17 protein-coding genes are annotated in these 21406 nt (G+C 56.9%); 9 read left to right on the forward strand and 8 right to left on the reverse strand.

Annotation, left to right across the window (positions count from 1 at the left end):
• The first annotated feature begins 9 nt into the window (after positions 1-9).
• From bamC to ypfH, 5 genes are all read left to right on the forward strand, one after another.
• A complete protein-coding gene (gene bamC / locus F3I44_RS00450; protein ID WP_150012537.1) occupies positions 10-1041 on the forward strand; it encodes an outer membrane protein assembly factor BamC in 1032 nt (343 codons plus the stop codon).
• A gap of 145 nt (positions 1042-1186) precedes the next feature.
• A complete protein-coding gene (gene purC, locus F3I44_RS00455) occupies positions 1187-1900 on the forward strand; it encodes a phosphoribosylaminoimidazolesuccinocarboxamide synthase (protein WP_013358686.1) in 714 nt (237 codons plus the stop codon).
• A 140-nt stretch (positions 1901-2040) separates the two neighbouring features.
• The gene (locus F3I44_RS00460) at positions 2041-2907 is read left to right on the forward strand and encodes a neutral zinc metallopeptidase (RefSeq protein ID WP_150012535.1); all 867 of its coding nucleotides are present in this window, start codon (positions 2041-2043) and stop codon (positions 2905-2907) included.
• Positions 2907-4880 (forward strand): tRNA(Met) cytidine acetyltransferase TmcA, encoded by a 1974-nt coding sequence (locus F3I44_RS00465; protein WP_150012670.1) that lies wholly within the window; start codon positions 2907-2909, stop codon positions 4878-4880. Before F3I44_RS00460 ends, F3I44_RS00465 begins: the two co-directional genes overlap by 1 nt.
• 73 nt (positions 4881-4953) lie before the next feature.
• On the forward strand, positions 4954-5634 hold the full coding sequence (ypfH, locus tag F3I44_RS00470; protein ID WP_150012533.1) for an esterase: 681 nt from the start codon (positions 4954-4956) through the stop codon (positions 5632-5634).
• A 31-nt stretch (positions 5635-5665) separates the two neighbouring features.
• Here ypfH and F3I44_RS00475 read toward each other — a convergent pair whose 3' ends face one another.
• From F3I44_RS00475 to narQ, 6 genes are all read right to left on the reverse strand, one after another.
• A complete protein-coding gene (locus F3I44_RS00475; RefSeq protein ID WP_003848800.1) occupies positions 5666-5854 on the reverse strand; it encodes a YpfN family protein in 189 nt (62 codons plus the stop codon).
• Positions 5855-5876: 22 nt separating this feature from the next.
• Positions 5877-7004 (reverse strand): succinyl-diaminopimelate desuccinylase, encoded by a 1128-nt coding sequence (gene dapE / locus F3I44_RS00480; RefSeq protein WP_013358682.1) that lies wholly within the window; start codon positions 7002-7004, stop codon positions 5877-5879.
• Between the two features lies 1 nt (position 7005).
• Positions 7006-7374 carry an ArsC family reductase gene (locus F3I44_RS00485; protein WP_150012531.1) on the reverse strand — a complete coding sequence of 123 codons (369 nt, stop codon included), beginning with the start codon at positions 7372-7374 and terminating at the stop codon, positions 7006-7008.
• Positions 7375-7948: 574 nt separating this feature from the next.
• Positions 7949-11065: a multidrug efflux RND transporter permease AcrD gene (acrD, locus tag F3I44_RS00490; RefSeq protein WP_150012529.1), complete on the reverse strand. Its 3117-nt coding sequence runs from the start codon at positions 11063-11065 to the stop codon at positions 7949-7951.
• 168 nt (positions 11066-11233) lie between these two features.
• Complete coding sequence (locus F3I44_RS00495) at positions 11234-11863, reverse strand: response regulator (protein WP_150012527.1); 630 nt, start codon at positions 11861-11863, stop codon at positions 11234-11236.
• A 129-nt stretch (positions 11864-11992) separates the two neighbouring features.
• On the reverse strand, positions 11993-13681 hold the full coding sequence (gene narQ, locus F3I44_RS00500) for a nitrate/nitrite two-component system sensor histidine kinase NarQ (protein WP_150012525.1): 1689 nt from the start codon (positions 13679-13681) through the stop codon (positions 11993-11995).
• Positions 13682-13935: 254 nt separating this feature from the next.
• Here narQ and F3I44_RS00505 point away from each other — a divergent pair, with 254 nt between their 5' ends.
• From F3I44_RS00505 to F3I44_RS00520, 4 genes are all read left to right on the forward strand, one after another.
• On the forward strand, positions 13936-14208 hold the full coding sequence (locus F3I44_RS00505; RefSeq protein WP_150012523.1) for a DUF1471 domain-containing protein: 273 nt from the start codon (positions 13936-13938) through the stop codon (positions 14206-14208).
• Between the two features lie 280 nt (positions 14209-14488).
• Positions 14489-15985 (forward strand): L-asparagine permease, encoded by a 1497-nt coding sequence (gene ansP, locus F3I44_RS00510; RefSeq protein WP_150012521.1) that lies wholly within the window; start codon positions 14489-14491, stop codon positions 15983-15985.
• Between the two features lie 142 nt (positions 15986-16127).
• Positions 16128-16706, forward strand: a complete 579-nt coding sequence (gene nudK, locus F3I44_RS00515; RefSeq protein ID WP_150012519.1) for a GDP-mannose pyrophosphatase NudK — start codon at positions 16128-16130, stop codon at positions 16704-16706.
• A 186-nt stretch (positions 16707-16892) separates the two neighbouring features.
• On the forward strand, positions 16893-17966 hold the full coding sequence (locus tag F3I44_RS00520; RefSeq protein ID WP_150012517.1) for a DUF1176 domain-containing protein: 1074 nt from the start codon (positions 16893-16895) through the stop codon (positions 17964-17966).
• Here F3I44_RS00520 and ampH read toward each other — a convergent pair.
• Positions 17963-19126, reverse strand: a complete 1164-nt coding sequence (gene ampH / locus F3I44_RS00525; RefSeq protein WP_190285903.1) for a D-alanyl-D-alanine-carboxypeptidase/endopeptidase AmpH — start codon at positions 19124-19126, stop codon at positions 17963-17965. The two genes, F3I44_RS00520 and ampH, sit on opposite strands and share 4 nt — an antisense overlap.
• 258 nt (positions 19127-19384) lie before the next feature.
• Positions 19385-21385: a transketolase gene (gene tkt / locus F3I44_RS00530; RefSeq protein WP_150012513.1), complete on the reverse strand. Its 2001-nt coding sequence runs from the start codon at positions 21383-21385 to the stop codon at positions 19385-19387.
• Positions 21386-21406 lie beyond the last annotated feature (21 nt).

Here is a 21406-nt window from a genome sequence, read left to right on the forward strand (position 1 = left end):
GGAGTTTGAATGAATTACTCAGTAAAGCGGTCAACAGTAGCCACAGTAGTCGGGCTTTCTACTCTGATGCTGTTGTCGGCCTGTTCAAGCGATCAGCGTTATAAGCGCCAGGTCAGCGGTGACGAATCTTATCTTGAAGCCAGCCAGTTAAGTGAACTGAAAGCGCCAGCCGGTATGATCCTGCCGGTTCAGCGTGGTGACTATGATGTGCCGCGCACCAGCAGCCAGGCACCAACCGGCAAGCAGCTCGATATCCGTCCGCCAGCCCAGCCGCTGGCGCTGATGAACGGGACGCGCGCGCAGTTCAGCAATAATACCGGTGCGCTGATGATCGATAACAGCCGCGGTTCAGTCTGGTCACGGGTCGTTAACGTCGTTGAGTCAAACAAATTCCCGATTGCTTCACGTAACGATGCCGGTCAGCAGCTGACGACCGACTGGGTGCAGTGGAACCGTGCTGATGAAGATCAGCAGTATCGTGGCCGCTATCAGATCAGCGTGCAGTCGCAGAGCTATCAGCAGCAGCTTACCGTGCGTCTGCTGGAGCTGCAGCAGGATGGTAAAACCATTACGTCACCTGTGCAGATCCAGCGTTACACCGCGCAGATGCTGAATGAAATCAGCAGCGGTCTGGATAAGATTGATACCGCCAGTGAAAACGCGGCATCAGGCCGGGTAAGTGGCGCTATTGATGTCCAGAGCGGCGCAGATGACACCGGTCTGCCCATGCTGATCCTGCGTACGCCATACAACGTGGCATGGCAGCGTCTGCCAGATGCGATGAAACGCGTCGGGATGGAAGTGACCGATACCACCCGCTCAACCGGCAGCATGAAGGTGACCTACAAGTCACCAGGCAGCAGCGACTGGGATTCAGTCGGTGCAAAAGATCCGGAATTACCAAACGGTGATTACAAAGTGCAGGTCGGCGATCTCGACAACCGTACCAGTCTGCAATTCATCGACCCGAAAGGGCATGTGCTGACCCAGTCGCAGAACGATGCGCTGGTGGCCGTGTTCCAGGCGGCGCTGAACAAATAAAGTTGCCTCAGGCCGGAGATTCTCCGGCCTTTTTATTTTGTTTTTGGCATAATAGCGCGCGGCGAAGTAAACGATTGCGTCAAGGCAATCGCCGCAGCGGCACTGGTCGCTGAACACCCGTTATTTCAAGTCTGGAGTGAACAAGATGCAAAAGCGAGCTGAGTTGTATCGCGGTAAAGCGAAAACCGTATATAGCACCGATAACCCGGATCTGCTGATACTCGAATTCCGCAACGATACGTCAGCAGGTGATGGTGCCCGAATCGAGCAATTTGATCGCAAAGGAATGGTTAACAACAAGTTTAACCACTTCATCATGACCAAATTGCAGGAAGCAGGTATCCCGACCCAGATGGAAGCGCTGCTGTCCGATACCGAAGCGCTGGTAAAGAAGCTGGAGATGGTGCCGGTCGAGTGCGTGGTGCGTAACCGTGCCGCAGGCTCGCTGGTAAAGCGTCTGGGCGTGGAAGAGGGCATTGTGCTCAATCCGCCGCTGTTTGATCTTTTCCTGAAAGATGATGCAAAGCACGACCCGATGGTCAACGAATCTTACTGTGAGACCTTCGGCTGGGTGAGCAAACAGAACCTGGCGCGGATGCAGGAGCTGACCTTTAAAGCCAACGACGTGCTGAGCAAACTGTTCGACGATGCGGGCCTGATTCTGGTCGACTTCAAACTGGAATTTGGTCTGTTTAACGGCGAAGTGACGCTGGGCGATGAGTTTTCGCCAGACGGTGCGCGCCTGTGGGACAAAGAGACGCTGGATAAAATGGACAAAGACCGTTTCCGTCAGAGCCTGGGCGGTGTGGTTGAAGCCTATGAAGCGGTGGCACAGCGGCTTGGCGTGAAACTCGACTGAGTTTGCCTGCAGCGCAGAAAGAAAGCACACAGAATAAGGAGAGCCCCGGCTCTCCTTGTTTCATTTCAGGGTAAAGCTGGTGATTGCACCGTCACACAACTAAAATCATGCCATCTGAAAAATGACTGAGGGAATACAGCATGCGCTGGCAAGGGCGTCGCGAAAGCGACAATGTAGAGGACCGTCGCGATCAATCGTTCGGTTCAGGTGGCGGAGGCCGCCAGATTCGTCTGCCGCGTGGCAAAGGCGGTATCGTGTTACTGATCGTGGTGGCAGTCGCCGGTTATTACGGATATGACCTGACCGGACTGCTGACGGGGGGTGACGTTGCACCGACCAGCCAGCAGCAACAGCGCAGCGTCAGTGCCAATGATGACGAGGCGGCGAAATTCACGAAAGTGATCCTGGCCACCACGGAAGACACCTGGGGCAAGCTGTTCCAGCAGATGAACAAACAGTATGTAGCGCCGAAGCTGGTGATGTATCGCGGTGCAACCCGCACCGGCTGCGGAACCGGGCAGTCGGTGATGGGACCGTTCTACTGTCCTGCCGATCAGACTGTCTACATCGACCTCTCTTTCTATGACGAGATGAAAACCAAGCTGGGCGCAGGCGGTGACTTCGCCCAGGGCTACGTCGTCGCGCATGAAGTGGGCCACCATGTCCAGAAACTGCTGGGCATTGAGCCGAAAGTGCGTGAAATGCAGCAGGGTGCCAGCGAAAAGCAGGTGAATCAGCTCTCCGTCAAAATGGAACTGCAGGCGGACTGTTTTGCCGGTGTCTGGGGACACTATATGCAGAAGGAAAACATCCTTGAAGCAGGCGATCTGCAGGAAGCGCTGAATGCCGCTGAGGCGATTGGCGATGACCGTCTGCAGCAGAAAGGTCAGGGCCGCGTCGTGCCGGACAGCTTCACCCACGGCACCTCTGAGCAGCGCTACACCTGGTTTAAGCGCGGGTTTGATGGTGGCGATCCAGGACAGTGCAACACCTTCGCCAGCAACTGATGATCTCAACGCAGCTTATGCAACAGGCCGGTGTGCGTCGTCTGGCAGTCATCAGCGGCGACCCGGCCTGGTGCTTAGGTCGGGCTGCGGCGTGGCGTGATGCGTTGCCTGGCGACTGGCTGGAGCTAAGCCCGGCACCGCTATTCTTTGCTTCATCTGAAGAGTCACACCTGCATAAAACACCTGGCGCAGTACGCACGTTGCTGGGACGCGAATTCCATCATGCGATATTCGATGCCCGCCAGGGCTTTCATGCCGAGGCTTTCGCGGCGCTGGCGGGTACGCTCACCGCCGGAAGCTGGCTGCTGCTGCTGGTACCCCCCTGGCAAGCGTGGTCGCAACAGCCTGACAGCGACAGTCTGCGCTGGGCGGACGTCGCTGAACCCATCGCAACCCCTCATTTTGTTCACCACCTGCAACAGCTAATCCTGGCGGATGACCAGGTGCTGCTGGATCGACAGCATCAGCCCTGCCGTTTTCCGGCACAGCCGGACTGGCCGCAGTGGCACTGTCAGGCACCACAGCAACAGCAGGCGATCCTCAAGCAGCTGATGGCGCTGCCCCCGGGTGTCGCCGTACTGACCGCTGCCCGTGGGCGGGGTAAATCGGCGCTGGCGGGAATGCTGGCCCGGCAGAACAGACATTGCCTGGTGACGGCACCGGCCAAAGCCTCAACAGAGGTGCTGGCTGCTTTTGCCGCTGACCATTTTCACTTTATGGCACCCGATGCACTGCTGGCGCTGGAGACGCCGCTCCAGGTGGAGTGGCTGATTGTGGATGAAGCAGCGGCGATCCCGGCACCGTTGTTGCAGGCGCTGGTCAGCCGCTATCCCCGCGTATTGCTCACCACCACCGTTCAGGGCTATGAAGGCAGCGGGCGCGGCTTTATCCTTAAATTCTGCGCCGGGCTTACCGGCGTTCACTATTTCACACTGGACGAGCCCCTACGCTGGTCGCGTTTTGATCCGCTGGAGCAGTGGCTGAATCAGGCGCTGCTGTTTGAGGATGCCAGCGCCACTGTGCCCGATTCTCCGTTAACACCGCATCGTGTTGAACGGCATGATTTCAGCGCGCTGGATGCCGCTTATCGTCTGCTCACCAGCGCGCACTACCGCACGTCGCCGCTTGATTTGCGCCGCCTGCTGGATGCACCCGGTATGCAGCTGTGGCGGGCGGGCGATGCACCCGCGTTACAGGGCGCGCTCTGGCTGGTGGAGGAGGGGGGGCTGGAACCTGAGCTGGCGCAGGCGGTCTGGGCGGGCACCCGGCGACCGCGCGGCAATCTGGTTGCACAGTCGCTGGCCGCTCACGCCGGTCTGGTTGAGGCGGCAACCCTGCGCTCGCAACGCATCAGCCGGATTGCTGTGGCGGCGGAGAGTCGTCGTCGGGGAACCGGACAGCAGCTTGTTGCTGCGGCGGCTAATGCGGCTGCCGATCACGACTACCTCTCTGTCAGCTTCGGCTACACTGAATCACTCTGGGCGTTCTGGCGCGCCTGCGGCTTTACGCTGGTAAGGATCGGCAGTCAGCGGGAAGCCAGCAGCGGCTGCTACGCGGCGATGGCACTATTGCCCTGTTCTGCTGCGGGTGATGCACTGACGCGCCGGGCAGCAGAACAGCTGGCGCGTGACTGGCCGCGGTTGCGGCAGCATATCGCGCTGGAACTGCAGTTTGATAAGACCACGGACGACGAATTAACTGCTCAGGATAGCTATCTGGCCGTCGGTTTCGCCTGGGCGCAGCGGCCACTTGAGTCGAGTCTGCCGGTATTGCAGCGCCTGGTTGAGTCCAGTGCCGTCTCCATACCGCTGCTGGCCTCCGCAGTTGCTGCACCTGATGCGCTAAGCGACCTGGCCCGGCAGGCGGGCTTAAGCGGCCGCAAAGCATTGATAGCTAAGCTACGTCAGCAGGCGGCTTCAGCCCTCGAAAGCCTGGGCGTTACTGCTGACGCGCTGCACCGGCCGTTGAAATAATTCGACCAGCTGGTTCAAATTATCCTCATATCATTTTGTGCCAGGCGGCGTAGAGTGAACACAGGAGGTCAACATGACACTGAAATATGTAATCGTTCAACAGCCTGCCACTACCGCACAGCTGTTTCTGCTCTATCACGGCGTTGGCGATAACCCGGATTCAATGGGTGAGATTGGCAACTGGTTTGCGAAAACCTTTCCTGACGCGCTGGTGGTTTCTGTCGGTTCACCCGGCGTGGGTCGTCAGTGGTTTGGCGAGACTGACCTGCACGATCAGACTATCCAGCAGCGGGTTGATGCGGCCATGCCGCAGTTTGTTGCGTCGGTGCGTCACTGGCAAAAAAAGAGCGGCGTGCGGCCGGAGGCGACAGCCTTAGTTGGTTTTTCGCAGGGCGGCAGTATGGTACTGGAAGGGGTTAAAGCCCATCCGGATCTGGCAGGTCGCGCAGTGGTGTTTAACGGCCGGTTTATTACCCTGCCAGAGAAAGCGAGCACCCGCACCACGATTCACCTGATCCACGGTGATTATGACGAGCAGATCCCGATGCACCATGCCCGGCTGGCAGAACAGCGGCTGACTGCCTGCGGTGGCGACGTCACGCTGGATATTGTTGACGATCTGGCGCACGCCATCGATAACCGCAGCATGGAGCTGGCGCTGAATCATCTGCGCTATACGGTGCCAAAACGCTACTTTGATGAGGCGTTAAGCGGCGCAAAACCGGGTGATGATGACGTTATCGCAATGATGTAAAAAAGCCCCTGCCTTGCAGGGGCGTTTTCGTTTACTTCTTCTTCGGCCAGTTGTCGTCGTCATCCCACTTATCGTTGAAATCACGATGCGGCGGCAGGTCAGGTTTGTTATCCATAAATTTTTTGTGATCGATGCGTTTCAGATCTTTATAAACGTTCATCAGCACGCCAACCATCAGCAGGATCACCAGGATCCACCAGTAATCTTTAATAAATTCCATTTGCTGCTCCTTAACATCGCCGTCAGGCGATCAGTTGTTCCATGATGCGCTGGTACATCCGGCTCAGCATCTGCAGGTCGGAGGCTTTCACACACTCATTGATTTTGTGAATGGTGGCATTCACCGGCCCCAGCTCCACCACCTGCGCGCCCATCCGGGCGATAAACCGGCCATCGGAGGTGCCGCCCGTGGTCAGCAACTGCGGCTTAATTTCATTATAGTGCGCTACAGCTTTCACGACGGCATCCACCAGCTTACCGCGTGAGGTCAGGAAGGGCTGACCCGAGAGTTTCCACTCGATGGTGTAACGCAGCTGATGACGATCCAGCAACTCAGCGACCCGCTGGCGGATCATTTCATCGGTAAGTTCAGTGCTGAAGCGGAAGTTAAACTGCACAAACAGCTCGCCGGGGATCACATTGTTGCTGCCGGTGCCCGCCTGGACATTAGCAATCTGCATGCTGGTGGCCGGAAAGAACTCATTTCCCTGATCCCACTCCGTCGCGACCAGCTCAGTCAGCGCGGGCATCGCCCGGTGAACCGGATTATCCGCCAGATGCGGATAGGCGACGTGGCCCTGCACACCGTGTACCGTCAGGTTGGCGGTAATTGAGCCGCGTCGACCATTTTTCACCACGTCACCGACAACTTCCGTACTGGAAGGCTCGCCGACCAGACAGTAGTCCAGGCGTTCACGACGCGCCATCAGCCGCTCAACCACTTTAACCGTGCCGTTGGTCCCGCTGGCCTCTTCATCAGAGGTAATCATAAAGGCGAGGCGGCCCCGGTGATTGGGACGCACCGCCACAAAGCGTTCGGCGGCCACCACCATGGCCGCCAGTGAGCCTTTCATGTCAGCCGCGCCACGGCCAAACAGCATGCCATCGCGGATGGTGGGTTCAAATGGCGGGTTAATCCAGCGGCTGGCATCGCCAGGCGGCACCACATCGGTGTGACCGGCAAACGCCAGCGTTTCACCTTCGCCACGGGTGGCCCAGAAATTCAGGGTATCGTCGATGTTCATCGTTTCAATCTTAAAGCCAATGGCTTCAAGACGGGCGATCAGCAGAGCCTGACAACCGGCATCATCGGGGCTGAGAGAGGGGCGACGAATAAGCTGCTGCGTCAACTCAATGACCGGGCAAAACATATTATGGCTTCTCCTGAATAGCATTCTGATAGGTGGCTTCGCTGAAACCGGCGAGCAGGGAGCCATCCGGGGTGCGCAACAGCGGACGCTTAATCATGGCGGGATGCGCCAGCATCAGCGCTTTGGCGCTACTGGCATCGTTAACCGCTTCACGATCAGCCTCGGGCAGTTTACGCCAGGTCGTGCCGCGTGTGTTAAGCAGGGCTTCATAGCCCAGCGCATCGATAAATTCCTGTAGCAGGGCATCGCTCAGCCCATCGGCACGGTAGTCGTGAAAATGATAATCAACGCCTGCATCTGTCAAAAAGCGCCGGGCTTTTTTTATGGTGTCGCAATTTTTAATCCCGAACATCACCCACTGCGTGCTCATTGCCCGATCCTTTTTGTCCTGTGAGAAGAGAAAGCTGAAAAAGCAGCCAAAGCGCGAGTTTAGCATAGTGTGATCGGTTGCGGCATCCGCGCTGGCGCGGGAATCGGTCCGGATAGCCTGCACACCCAGTCGTTATGTCCCCGCGGGTAAACGCTATCAATTTCGCAGGCAATTATTACCCTGCTTATCGATGCGTGCTTAAGAATTTCGCCATGTTGATAAAATAGTCTACCGCTGGGCTTAAAATAAATTATCTTCAATGAGGTTAAGGAGTTGCTGAAATGTGCGTCAGCTTCCAGAATCAGCAACATTCATGTTTTTGTGAGGCTTGCCGATAGGTATAACAGGTGTAAACGTATTCACCTGCTTAAAAAAAGCGCGTAATATTGCCAGCACAATAAGAGAGGGCATTATGATTGACACTGAAATGGGAACCTGGAAAGAATTCATCGAAGCGATGTTACGCAACAAGTAACACGTGGAGAAAAAAGCAGGTCATTCCCGCTTGCTGACATTCTTACCACACACAGAAATAAGGCGGCCGCTGATCTCAGGGGCCGCTTTTTATTTAGCGTTAGTCGTGCGGTTTCTCTTTCAGCGGGAAACGACGGCGGACCAGCACAAAGAACAGCGGCACAAAAAAGATCGCCAGCAGCGTGGCGGAGATCATCCCGCCCATTACGCCGGTTCCCACGGCGTGCTGGCTGCCGGAACCTGCACCGCTACTGATTGCCATCGGCAGCACCCCAAAAATAAAGGCCAGGGAGGTCATCAGAATCGGCCGCAGACGTTGACGCGACGCCTCCAGCGTGGACTCCACCAGTTCACGGCCTCTGCTGTTAATCTCATTAGCAAACTCAACAATCAGGATGGCGTTTTTGGCGGATAGTCCTACCACCGTCAGCAGGCCAACCTGGAAGTAGACATCGTTCTCCAGCCCGCGCATCCAGGTGGCGATAAGCGCGCCCACCACACCCAGCGGCACCACCAGCATCACCGAGAACGGGATCGACCAGCTCTCATACAGCGCCGCGAGACAGAGGAACACCACCAGCAGCGAAATCGCATAAAGCGCTGGAGCCTGCGAGCCCGAGAGCCGTTCCTGATATGAAGCACCGGTCCACTGGAACCCGACGCCCAGCGGCAGGGCATTGACCAGCTTTTCCATCTCATCCATCGCCGTACCGCTGCTGACGCCATTCGCCGCTTCGCCGACAATCTCCAGCGACGAATAGCCGTTGTAACGTTCAAGACGTGGTGAACCGGTCTCCCAGCGGCTGCTGGCAAAAGCAGAGAAGGGCACCATTTTGCCGCTGCTGTTGCGCACGTACCACTTGTTGATGTCGTCCGGCAGCATGCGGAATTCGGCGGCGGCCTGCACATAGACCTTTTTCACCCGGCCACGATCCAGGAAGTCATTCACATAGCTGGAGCCCCATGCGGTAGTCAGGGTGTCGTTAATGGTGTCCAGCGACACGCCCAGCGCCTGCGCTTTACGGGCATCCACATCGATCTGCAGCTGCGGGCTGTCATCCAGTCCATTGTGCCGCACCCGCGATAGCGACTTATCGTTGCCCGCCATCTCCAGCAGTTTGTCACGCATCGCCATCAGTTGCGTATGACCGATACCCGCGTGATCCTGCAACTGCATGTCAAAGCCAGAGCTGCTGCCCATGCCAGTAATGGCGGGCGGACTGCTGGCAATCACACGCCCCTCTTTAATCTTCTGAAACGCCTGAGTTGCACGATCGATAATGGCGAATGAGGTGCGATCGGCACCGGGCCGATCTTCCCAGTCTTTCAGCCGCACAAACAGACGCGCCACGTTCTGCCCATTGCCGCCCGGGCCAGCGCCGATGGTGGAGAAAACCGACAGCACGTTGGCCTTCTCCTCGGTGAGGTAATAGTGTTCGACTTTCGCGACCACGCTGGCGGTTTGCTCCAGCGTTGCGCCTGCCGGAAGCTGGACCTGAGTCAGGAAGACGCCGCGATCCTCCAGCGGCAGAAACGAGGTGGGCAGACGCAGAAACAGAAACGCCATCAGGCCGATAATGCCGAGATAGAGCAGCAGCCAGCGGCCCCCCCGGCGCAGAATGCCTGCAACACCGCGCTCATAGCGGTCAGCATTGCGATTAAAGTGACGATTGAACCAGCCGAAGAAGCCGCGACGTTCAGGCTGCTCACCTTTCGCCACGGGTTTCAGCAAGGTGGCACACAGCGCCGGTGTCAGGATCATCGCGACCAGCACCGACAGCACCATCGCCGAAACAATGGTGATCGAGAATTGACGGTAAATAGCGCCGACGGTACCGCCGAAAAACGCCATCGGCACAAACACCGCAGAGAGCACCAGCGCGATACCTACCAGCGCGCCCTGAATCTGTCCCATCGATTTTCGCGTGGCGGCACGCGGCGAGAGTCCCTCTTCGTGCATGATGCGCTCAACGTTTTCCACCACCACGATGGCATCGTCCACCAGCAGTCCTATCGCCAGCACCATGGCAAACATGGTCAGGGTATTGATGCTGAACCCGCAGGCATAGAGCACGCTGAAAGTACCGAACAGCACCACCGGCACCGCAATAGTCGGGATTAACGTGGCGCGGAAGTTCTGCATAAACAGGTACATTACGCCAAACACCAGCACGATCGCCTCCAGCAGTGTTTTCACCACATCGGTGATCGACGCTTTAACGAACGGCGAGGTTTCGTAGGCAATTTTTGCTTCCAGCCCGTGCGGGAAGTAGTGCGACAGCTCCTCTATGCGTGCGCGCACCAGCTTATCGGTGTTCATCTCGTTGGCACCGGATGCGAGCTTCACCCCCAGACCGGACGCGGGCTGGCCGTTGTAGCGGCTCAGATAATCATACTTTTCTGCGCCCAGCGCCACGCTGGCGACATCACCCAGCGTCACCACGGAACCGTCGGGGTTGTTCTTCAGGGTAATGGCCCGGAACTGCTCGGGGGTCTGCAGCATCGACTGGGCATTCACCGTGGCGTTCAGCGCCTGCTTCTCTACAGATGGCAGACCACCGACCTGACCCACGGCAACCTGGCTGTTCTGCGACTGAATTGCACTGACCACATCGTCGGTGGTCAGCGCGTAGGCGATCAGTTTGTTAGGATCGAGCCAGATGCGCATCGCATATTGCGAGCCGTAAGCGTCTACCTGGCCGACGCCGTCAATACGGCTCAGCGGGTCCTGAATATTACTGGCGACATAGTCTGAAATATCCTGCTTATCCATACTGCCGTCGGTTGAGACGAAGGCGACCATCAGAATATTACTGTCACCGGTTTTATTGACCGTCACGCCCTGCGACTGTACCGCCTGCGGCAATTTGCGCAGCGCTGACTGCAACTGGTTCTGAACCTGCTGGCGGGCTTCATCGGGATTGGTCCCGGCGGTAAAGGTGAGGGTGATCTGTGCCTGACCGGTATTGCTGCTGTTCGAGGACATGTACATCAGATTATCGATGCCGGTCATGTTCTGCTCGATGACCTGGGTAACGGTATTCTCCAGCGTCTGGGCGGATGCGCCGGGATAGTTGGCGGTAATGCGCACGTTGGGGGGTGCCAGATCGGGATACTGTTCAACAGGCAGCGAAATAATCGAAAGCGTGCCACACAGGCACAGCAGAATCGCCAGAACCCAGGCAAAGATGGGACGGTCGATAAAGAAATTCGACATTAAATCGACACTCCTCAGGGACTTTCATAAACGTTCAGGCCCACCGGCAACGGGCGCACTGGCGGGCAAACCGGATGATCTATGCCACGATTTTCCGCCGCCATTTACTCTACGTGCGGCAGCGGGGGAAATCGTGGAGAAATTGAGGAGAAAATGTAAATTCGTTGGCTATTTGCGGCTTTCAAGCCACATCACCGTGGCGGCGACGCGTGAGCGGACATCCAGCTTACGCAGCAGGTTGCGGATATGCACTTTTACGGTCTCTTCAGAGATATGCAGATTAGCCGCGATCTCTTTATTCGACAGGCCGCGCGCTACCTCCTGCAGCACGTCGCACTCGCGCCCGGTGAGCTGACGCAGGGGATCGGCACTGTGCTGGCGGTTAGCCAGATAACGGGCCACGCCTTCACTGAAGACCTTTTCACCCTGCGATGCCTGCAGAATATGCCCCAGCAGGATTTCCGGCTCGCTGTCCTTAAGCAGATAGCCATCGGCACCCGCATCCACCATGGCGAAGATATCACTGCGGGCGTCAGAGACAGTCAGGACCAGAATGCGTGAACTGATCCCTTCATGGCGCAACGCCTTCAGCGTATCCAGTCCGGACATACCTTTCATATTCAGGTCGAGCAGAATGATATCGGGTTCCTGACGGCGGGCTTCAGCCAGCGCTTCCGTGCCGTTGTTGGCTTCTGAGATGACCTCAAGTCGGGGATCCAGCGCCAGCAGCTGACGAACACCGCGGCGCATCAGCGGATGGTCATCCACAATCATCAATGTTAATGCGGGCTGTTGCATAGGTTCTCCATTTCATCGGCTTCAGACGGCAGCATAAGAGCAGGGCTGGTACCCAATGGCTCCGTACCTGCTGGCCTGCATGCTGAGACCGATAGATTATCTGAATAAGTTAACATCACGCCGGGCGCTCTATGTCAGTGAGCGCGCCGGCTGCGGTGGAAAGCGCAGTTCGACCCGGGTGCCTCGTTGCTGAGTGTGAATCGTCAGATTGCCACTCAGACGCTGGGCACGCTCCGTCATAATCGTCAGGCCGTAATGGCCCGCAGGTTCGTCAGTGCTGCTCATTCCCACCCCGTCATCGGTAATTGTTAGTAAGTGCTCACCATGTTCGCTGTGCTGATAATCCACCCGAATCACCTGCGCGCTGGCGTGACGAATGGCATTCAGCAGCGCCTCACGGGCAATCTGCAACACATGCACCTGCTGTTGTGCCTCCAGACTCTGCAGGCCGGTCTGATAGTTAAAGTGTATTTCTGCGCCGCTTTTTTCCTGCAACGAGGCGATCATCGCCTGCATCGCCGCCACCAGATCCGCCTGCTCAATGGTCAGGCGGAATGTGGTCAGCAGCTCACGCAGCTGACGGTAGGCATCGGCCAGCGCCTGATCGAAGTCAGCGATAATCGCGTGGGCGGCGCTGTCATCCTTATCCACAGTGCGGCGCAGCAGGGTCAGCTGAATACGTAAAAACGAGAGCGACTGGGCCAGCGAGTCATGGAGTTCCCGGGCAATGGTGGCGCGCTCTTCAATCAGCAGCATCTGCTGATACTGCTGCTGTGCCTGCCAGATCCAGATGGCCCGTCCCAGCATCGCCGCCAGGCTGCGCATCAGCTCATTGGGATACGTAACGCCAGCCGACTGCCAGCGCAGTTCGCCAATCTGCTGGTCGTCCTGCTGTAACGGCAGACGCTGCCACTCACCGTCAGCCTGAGCATCGCCCGCGCAGAACTGAAACTGGTCGCTGTCCAGCCGGATCGCTGTCAGTTTTTCGCGCGTCAGCACAGTGGTCAACACGGCCTCAAACAGTGCCGGGTGCAACGGGCTGGCCGTCAGCATCTGCGAACTGTCGTAAAGCAGTGACAGCGTGCGATTCGCCTGGGTTAAGTCTTCCGTTTTCGCGCGTACCGTACTTTCCAGCAGTTGATAGTGCGAGTGCAGACGCGCCGCCATGCCGCTAAAGGCGTGTGATAGTACCCGCAGTTCATTCTGGTGCTCAACGTGCAGCGGCGGAAAAGCAAAGTTGCCGCTTTCGACGTAGCGACTGGCCGTGACCAGCGCATTGAGTGGCCGCACCACCTGTAGCCGGGTAAAGCGAATCGTCATCAGTGCCAGCACGACGATTGCAATAACACCTGCCAGACTGCTGGCCGCCACAAGACGCATTTTCAGCTCGGTATAGCGCTGCAAACCCAGTACAAAGCGATCGATTTCACCGACGTAGTTCGGCACCTGCTGCTGGTATGCCACGGTATCACCCTGCTGCAACTGCTGCTGCAGGGATGGCCATGCAGCGCGCAGTCGCTGATAGCGAGCGCTGACTTCGCGTGGCACCCAGGGCCGATCCAGCTTTTGCAGCACCGGGGCATCAAGCGTTTGCTGATAGAGCGTCAGGTGATGCGCAAGATTTTGTGGCTGACGGCTGGCATCCCATGCCATGCGATAGCTCTGCATGCGCAGGGATCCCGCCAGATTGATCGCCTCTGCATCGCGCTGACTGCTGAGCAGCGTGACTAAGGCGAGACCGGTGGTAAGCAGCGACAGCAGGACAATAGCGCTGAGCGCCTTAGCGATACTTTGAGTAACGGAACGTTTAACAATCACATGGATGGCCCTGTTGAAAGTGCGGGAATTATAAGAGCGCAATAGCGTAACGCAAATGATCCCTTCCCTGTTTATCGCACAGACGGTTACACATCGCACATAAAATGACCTCAACTGACAGTTCCCAGGATGGGCTACCGGTTTGTGGTTAAAAAAGGAACAGGTTTACATCGTCCCGATGTTGCTTTTCATTGCAACGCTAATAATTCATCCAGTCATCAGCTCAACCCCGATCGCAGATTAAGGAGCATCCAATGAAAAAGCTGAATGCTGTACTGGCGGGCGCACTACTGGCTACCGCTTCCTTTGCCACTTTTGCTGCTGCGCCGGTCGACCGGTCACAGGCTCAGAATATGCAGAGCATCGGCAGCGTGTCGGTCTCCGGCGTTCGCGGCTCACTGGACGATGCTAATCGCCAGTTGTCGCAAAAAGCCGAAGAGATGGGTGCCAGCCATTACCGCGTTATCGGCGTTGATAACCCAGGCGACTCCAGCCTGTGGAGCGGCACCGCAGAGATTTATCGCTAACCCAACCCTCCTGTTTCCATCCCTGTAGCTTTTACCGGCCTGAAAATGGCCGGTTTTTTTGTTTTTGTGCATCAGGATGGATTCTTACAAATCAGCCTGTGCATCTGCCCGGTATATTTTGCTTCGTTCCTGCAGAACGGGTAGGATTCATCGCCGTAAATTCCCGCGTTGCCCGGCACTCACTCACGGGCAAAGGCACAGAGGAAAATCCCCCATTTTGCAGGACGTTACGTCCGCATTGGGGAGACGACGATTGATGGTCAGGACAAACAGGAATGCTATGAAATCTAAAAAGAAAACCCCAGGTGAGATGCGCGCTGCGAAGCGCCGCTGGCTGAATTCTCACGATGCTGGTTACCAGAAGGCGATGGGTAATCGTCACGTACAGATGATTGCGATCGGCGGTGCTATCGGTACCGGTTTGTTCCTGGGCGCAGGTGGCCGTTTGCAGGCTGCTGGCCCCGCGTTAGCCATCATCTATCTGGTGTGTGGCATCTTCTCCTTCTTTATTCTGCGTGCGCTGGGCGAACTGGTATTACACCGTCCCAGCAGCGGCAGCTTCGTCTCCTACGCCCGTGAATTCCTGGGCGAAAAAGCCTCCTATGTGGCGGGCTGGATGTACTTCGTCAACTGGGCGATGACCGGCATCGTTGATATCACTGCCGTCGCGCTCTACATGCACTACTGGGGCGCGTTTGGTGATGTGCCACAGTGGGTCTTCGCCCTGGGCGCGCTGGCGATTGTCGGCACCATGAACATGATCGGCGTTAAGTGGTTTGCCGAGATGGAGTTCTGGTTCGCGCTGGTAAAAGTGCTGGCGATTGTCATCTTCCTGGTGGTGGGCGTGGTATTCCTTGGCACCGGCAAACCGCTGGATGGCAACAGCACAGGCTTCCATCTGATCACCGATAACGGTGGCCTGTTCCCGCACGGTTTACTGCCTGCGCTGGTGCTGATTCAGGGCGTGGTGTTCGCCTTTGCCTCTATCGAACTGGTGGGTACGGCGGCCGGCGAATGTAAAGACCCGAAAACCATGCTGCCGAAAGCGATCAACAGCGTGATCTGGCGTATCGGTCTCTTCTATGTTGGCTCTGTGGTACTGCTGGTGCTGCTGCTGCCATGGAACGCTTACCAGGCGGGCCAGAGTCCGTTCGTGACCTTCTTCTCGAAGCTGGGCGTGCCTTACGTTGGCAGTATCATGAATATCGTCGTACTGAGTGCGGCGCTTTCCAGCCTGAACTCCGGCCTCTACTCGACCGGGCGTATCCTGCGCTCCATGTCGATGGGGGGCTCTGCACCGAAATTCATGTCGAAAATGAGCAGTCAGCAGGTTCCTTATGCTGGTATTCTGGTGACCATCGCCGTCTATGTGATTGGTGTGGTGCTTAACTACTATGTGCCTTCTCAGGTGTTTGAGATCGTCCTGAACGTTGCTTCGCTGGGCATCATCTCCTCCTGGGCCTTTATCGTGGTTTGCCAGCTGCGTCTGCGCAAAGCGATCAAAGAGGGCAAGGCGGATGATGTCAGCTTCAAGCTGCCAGGCGCACCGTTCACCTCGTGGCTGACGCTGCTGTTCCTGTTCAGCGTGCTGGTGCTGATGGCGTTTGACTACCCGAACGGGACGTACACCATCGCCTCCATTCCGCTGATTGCGGTATTGCTGGTGCTGGGATGGTTTGGCGTGCGTAAGCGCGTTCACGCCGTCGCTCAGACCGAACAGGATCATCACGAAGAAGAGCCTCAGCCGACCCGACTGGCTGACGACACCTCTCGCTGATAAGTTCTGCAGCAATCAGGCCAGCCTCCGGGCTGGCTTTTTTTTGCCCGCAAATCGATACGTTACGACGCGAATTAGGATAGTTTTCCCGCAAGCACCCCTCTATGATGAAAGGCTCCCTTTATGCGGTAGCGGAGTCATCATGTCGTTCAAGATCAACATCATCAAAGATAAACTCCTGTCTGAAAACTGGTTTGTGCTTCGTAACTATACCTATGAAATCACCGATCGCCGTGGCGAGGTTATCCGCCATAAGCGTGAAGTCTACGATCGCGGAAACGGGGCAACCATCCTGCTCTACAACCGTGAAAAGAACAGCGTGGTCCTGACGCGCCAGTTCCGTATTGCGACTTACGTCAACGGTAACGACGACGGCATGTTAATCGAAGCCTGTGCGGGCTTGCTGGACGACGACTCCCCGGAAGATTGCATCCGCAAGGAGGCGATTGAAGAGACCGGTTATGCGGTAGGCGAGGTGGAAAAACTTTATGCCTGCTATATGTCGCCGGGCGGCGTGACTGAGCTTATCCACTTTTTCGCAGCAGTTTATAATGAATCGTTGCGCGACAATGCTGGTGGTGGCGTCGAAGATGAGTCAATCGACGTGCTGGAATTAAGCTTTCCGGATGCGCTGGCGATGGTCGCTGAGGGTCGAATTCGTGACGGCAAAACCATCATGCTGCTTCAGCATGCACAGATTGCGGGCTGGCTGACGCCATAAAACCGTGTTAATAAGCCTGTTGCCGCGTGACAGCGTTGAGAGAGAGTGGTGAGAGTTAATCCACTTTATGCACGCTTTTTAAGCAGTTAACTGCGCTTTTTGCACAGGTTCACAGATTGCGAACCCTGGCAGGCCCGTTGATGCGCTATTCTCTCCACTCTGGCTATTCGGGGATCGATCTTCTTAATGTCGTATTGGATGAAATCGTTTTGGCTGTTGCCGTCTCTGTGGGTTGCCTCTGTTCAGGCGGAACCGTTGCAAAAGTCATTCAACGACTGGCAAATCACCTGCAACAATGAAGCCTTTTGCGTGGCGCGGAATATTCCGGGGGACAAAGGGCTGGTGATGACGATTTCGCGCCATGCGGGCGTCAACGATCGCCCTTTGCTGCGCATCGACTACGGCAGCGCCTACAGTGGTGCGCTGCCGGGTGGCCCGCTACAGGATAACCTGCTGCTCGATCAACGCCGGCTTAAACCCGACCTCAAACACTGGACGGTAGAGCCGCATCATCTCGCCACCAGCAATGCTATCGCCATTGATGAATTTTTTAATCTGGTGATGGAGGCCAAAAACCTGCAGCTCACCTACGACCCCAATGCGCTGATCTCCCTGCGCGGCATGAAGGCCGCGCTGTTGCTGATGGATGACACTCAGGGACGGGTCAACAGCATGAGCGCGTGGATCAAACGTGGCGACAGGGCCAGCTGGGATGTTCCGCCACCACCAGCACTGCCGCCGCTGCCGCCTGCGGTCAGGTCACCCGCTGCACTGACGCGCGATGAGACCAGCGGCTTAATTGACTACGGCACCTGGCGGGTTAATACCGACTCCTGCTCACTCGATCCGCTGCGCCGTGAAGTCAGCGTGGCTCCACTCACCGGCCAGCGTGCGCTGCTGCTGGTGAGTTGTGAAATGGGGGCGTATAACGTGATCGATCTGGCGTTTGAAGTGACGCGCAGTCCGCCCTATGTGGCGCGTGGCATCACCCTGACTCTGCCGTTTACCCCGCCAGGCGCCAGCGATCGCCAGCTTGAGCTGATTAACGCCGAATATGACGCGGCCAGCGGCCAGCTCTACACGTTTGGTAAGGGCCGTGGATTGGGCGACTGCGGCAGGGCGACACGCTGGCAGTTTGATGGCACGCGTTTTGTGTTAGCGGAATATGCGGAAGAGTCGACCTGTGACGCCTGGCACAGCAGTGATGACTGGCCAACCCTGTGGGTCAGCCAGTCTGACGGTGGTGTACAGCAGCGTTAACGAATGACCTGCACCATCATCGGTGAGCCAAGCTGGTTGCCGACCAGCTCGGCCAGCATATCATTCACACCGTCACTCATCGGCGTAAAGCGGGTCAGCGGCGAGCGCGTCACCACCACAAAAACCCCCACATTATGCTGCGGCACCATCGCCATATAGGTGATGAATCCGCCGCCGCCGCCGGTTTTCTGAATGATGCCGGGACGACCATTTTTCGGTCCCATGTAAACCCAGCCCATGCCCAGCGCATCCGCTTTCCCTGGCACATCCATACCTTCAACTTTATTGAGCTGGTCGCGGCGATAGATCAGCGTCTGCAGGCGATCGATCTGTGGTGTACGATGGTTAACCGACGAGTTAAGGAACTGCTGCATCCAGCGGCCCATATCATCCGGCGTTGAGTAAACCCCTCCGCTGCCAATCGCGGCCAGCGTGTTATTACACGGACTGGCCCCTTTTTCAGCCACCATCAGGCGTCCGCACTGTTCAGGCGATGGCGTAAACGTGGTGTCCTTCATGCCGAGCGGGCGGGTAATCAGCTGCTGAAACAGCGCCGGATAGGGTGTTCCGCTGGCACGTGACAGTGCATCGCCCAGCAGATCGTAGCCCAGGTTAGAGTAGGCGGCACTGCTGCCAGGTGCCGCTTTGAGGTTCGCCCGTGACAGCCATGCCCAGCGTTCGCTCTTCGTTGGCCAGACAAATACCGGACGTTGCGCTTTGCCGCCGGGCTGCTCGCGCGGCAGTCCGCTGGTATGGGTCGAGAGATTAATCAGGCGAATCGGCTGGCCATTGTAAGTGGGTACTCGTGCACCCGGAGGCGCATATTTACTCAAGGGGTCGTCAAGGCGAATCTGTCCGCGCTCAGCCATTTTTACCATCACTTCACTGGTCATCAGCTTACTCAGCGAGGCGATCCGAATCAGCGAATCTTTCTGCGGACGAACATTGTTGCCGGGACGGGTTTCACCGAAGCTGGCGAACACCCGCTGATTGCCATCAATCGCCACCAGCGCCATACCGGTTGCGCCGCTGCCATAAAAGATATGTTCCGCATAGCGATCAACAATCTGTGAGGCCAGCAGCGGATCGGGCGCAACCTGCGCCATGCTTTTTAATGGAAGCAGTGAAACCATCAGGGCCAGTAAATAGGGTGTACGCATGTTCAACGGAAGTGGCTTCGCTATAAAAATCGGAGAAAATCTGCCTTCACTCATCAGGATGCATCAGGTCGCAGCCGCGTTATCCCGGCATTATGACAGCAGGAAAAGACGGTCAGCCCGTACACAGGCAGCATTAAGTATGACGGCTCTATAGTAATCAGTTTGCGCGGAGCGGGAAGAGGGGAATGGATATTTTTTTAACGGTGGGGCTGCAAAATAAAATGGCCCTTCCCGATGAAGCCGGGAAGGGCAAATGCATTAAACCGGCTTGAGTAATGCTTCAGCGTGGCTGACGATGTTCTCTACCGTGAAGCCAAACTCCGGGAACAGCTGACTGGCTGGCGCGGATTCACCAAAGGTGGTCATGCCCACAATCGCGCCGTCCAGACCGACATACTTAAACCAGTAATCCGCAATACCGGCTTCAACCGCCACACGCGCTTTCACGCCGCTCGGCAATACGGATTCGCGGTAAGCGGCATCCTGTGCATCAAACAGGTCCGTAGAGGGCAGTGAAACCACCCGCACCTTGTGACCGCCTGACGTGAGCTTATCGGCTGCACCCAGGGTGATCTCAATCTCTGAACCGGTTGCGATAAGAATCACCTCTGGCGTGCCGTCACAATCCTTCAGCACGTAGCCGCCGCGTTTGATGTTTTCAATCTGCTCCGGTGTGCGTTCCGGCTGCATCAGGTTCTGACGTGACAGGATCAGTGCAGTCGGCCCATGATGTCGCTCGACAGCGGCTTTCCACGCCACCGCGGTTTCTACCTGATCGCATGGACGCCATACGCTCATGTTTGGCGTCAGACGCAGGCTGGCGATCTGCTCAACTGGCTGGTGCGTCGGGCCATCTTCGCCCAGACCGATGGAGTCATGGGTGTAGACCAGAATCTGGCGTGCCTTCATCAGCGCTGCCATACGCGCGGCATTACGCGCATATTCGACAAACATCAGGAAGGTTGCGGTGTAAGGCACGAAGCCGCCGTGATGTGCGATACCGTTACCAATTGCCGTCATACCAAATTCACGCACGCCGTAGTGGATGTAGTTACCCGCCGGATCCTCTTTGATCGATTTGGAGCCTGACCAGATCGTGAGATTACTCGGTGCCAGGTCAGCGGAACCGCCAAGGAATTCCGGCAGCATTTTGCCGTAGGCTTCCAGTGAGTTCTGAGACGCTTTACGGCTCGCAATTTTCTGCGGATTAGCCTGCAGCTCCTGGATGAAGCGAGTCGCTTCTGTTTCCCATGTGGCGGGCATCTCGCCATTCATCCGGCGCTCATACTCTTTCGCCAGCTCAGGGTGGGCCTCTTTATAAGCTGCAAACTTCGCATCCCAGGCTTTTTCGCGTTCAGCACCCGCCGCTTTGGCATCCCACTGCTGGTAGATTTCAGCCGGGATTTCAAATGCCGGATAGTTCCAGCCAAGCTGTTTGCGGGTCAGCGCCACTTCGGCCTCGCCCAGCGCTGCGCCATGCGACTCCTCTTTACCGGCTTTGTTCGGCGAACCGAAACCGATAATGGTGCGGCAGATAATCAGTGAAGGCTTATCCGTGACGCTCTGCGCTTCTTTAATCGCCTCGCGGATAGCATCAGCGTCATGGCCGTCGATGTCGCCGATCACATGCCAGTTGTAGGACTCAAAGCGTTTATGCGTATCGTCGGTAAACCAGCCACTGGTTTCGCCATCAATCGAGATGCCGTTGTGGTCATAGAAGCCGATCAGTTTACCCAGACCCAGGGTGCCCGCCAGAGAACACACTTCGTGCGAGATCCCTTCCATCAGACAGCCGTCGCCCATGAATACATAGGTATGGTGGTCGACAATTTCATGGTCCGGACGGTTAAACTGTGCAGCCAGCGTGCGCTCAGCAATCGCCAGGCCTACGGCATTAGCCAGACCCTGACCCAGTGGGCCGGTGGTGGTTTCAACGCCTGGCGTATAACCAATCTCCGGGTGGCCTGGGGTTTTAGAGTGCAGCTGACGGAAATTTTTTAACTCTTCAATCGGCAGGTCATAACCACTGAGGTGCAGCAGGCTATAAAGCAGCATGGAGCCGTGACCGTTGGAGAGGATGAAGCGGTCACGATCAAGCCAGGCGGGATTGGTCGGATTATGCTGGAGGAAGTCGCGCCACAACACTTCGGCGATATCGGCCATACCCATCGGCGCACCGGGGTGGCCTGAATTTGCCTTCTGAACCGCATCCATGCTCAGTGCACGAATCGCGTTTGCCAACTCTCTGCGTGAGGACATAAAGTTCTCCCTTGTTATGCA

Source organism: Pantoea sp. F_5, from assembly GCF_008631595.1.
Taxonomy (GTDB): Bacteria; Pseudomonadota; Gammaproteobacteria; order Enterobacterales; family Enterobacteriaceae; genus Pantoea; species Pantoea gossypiicola.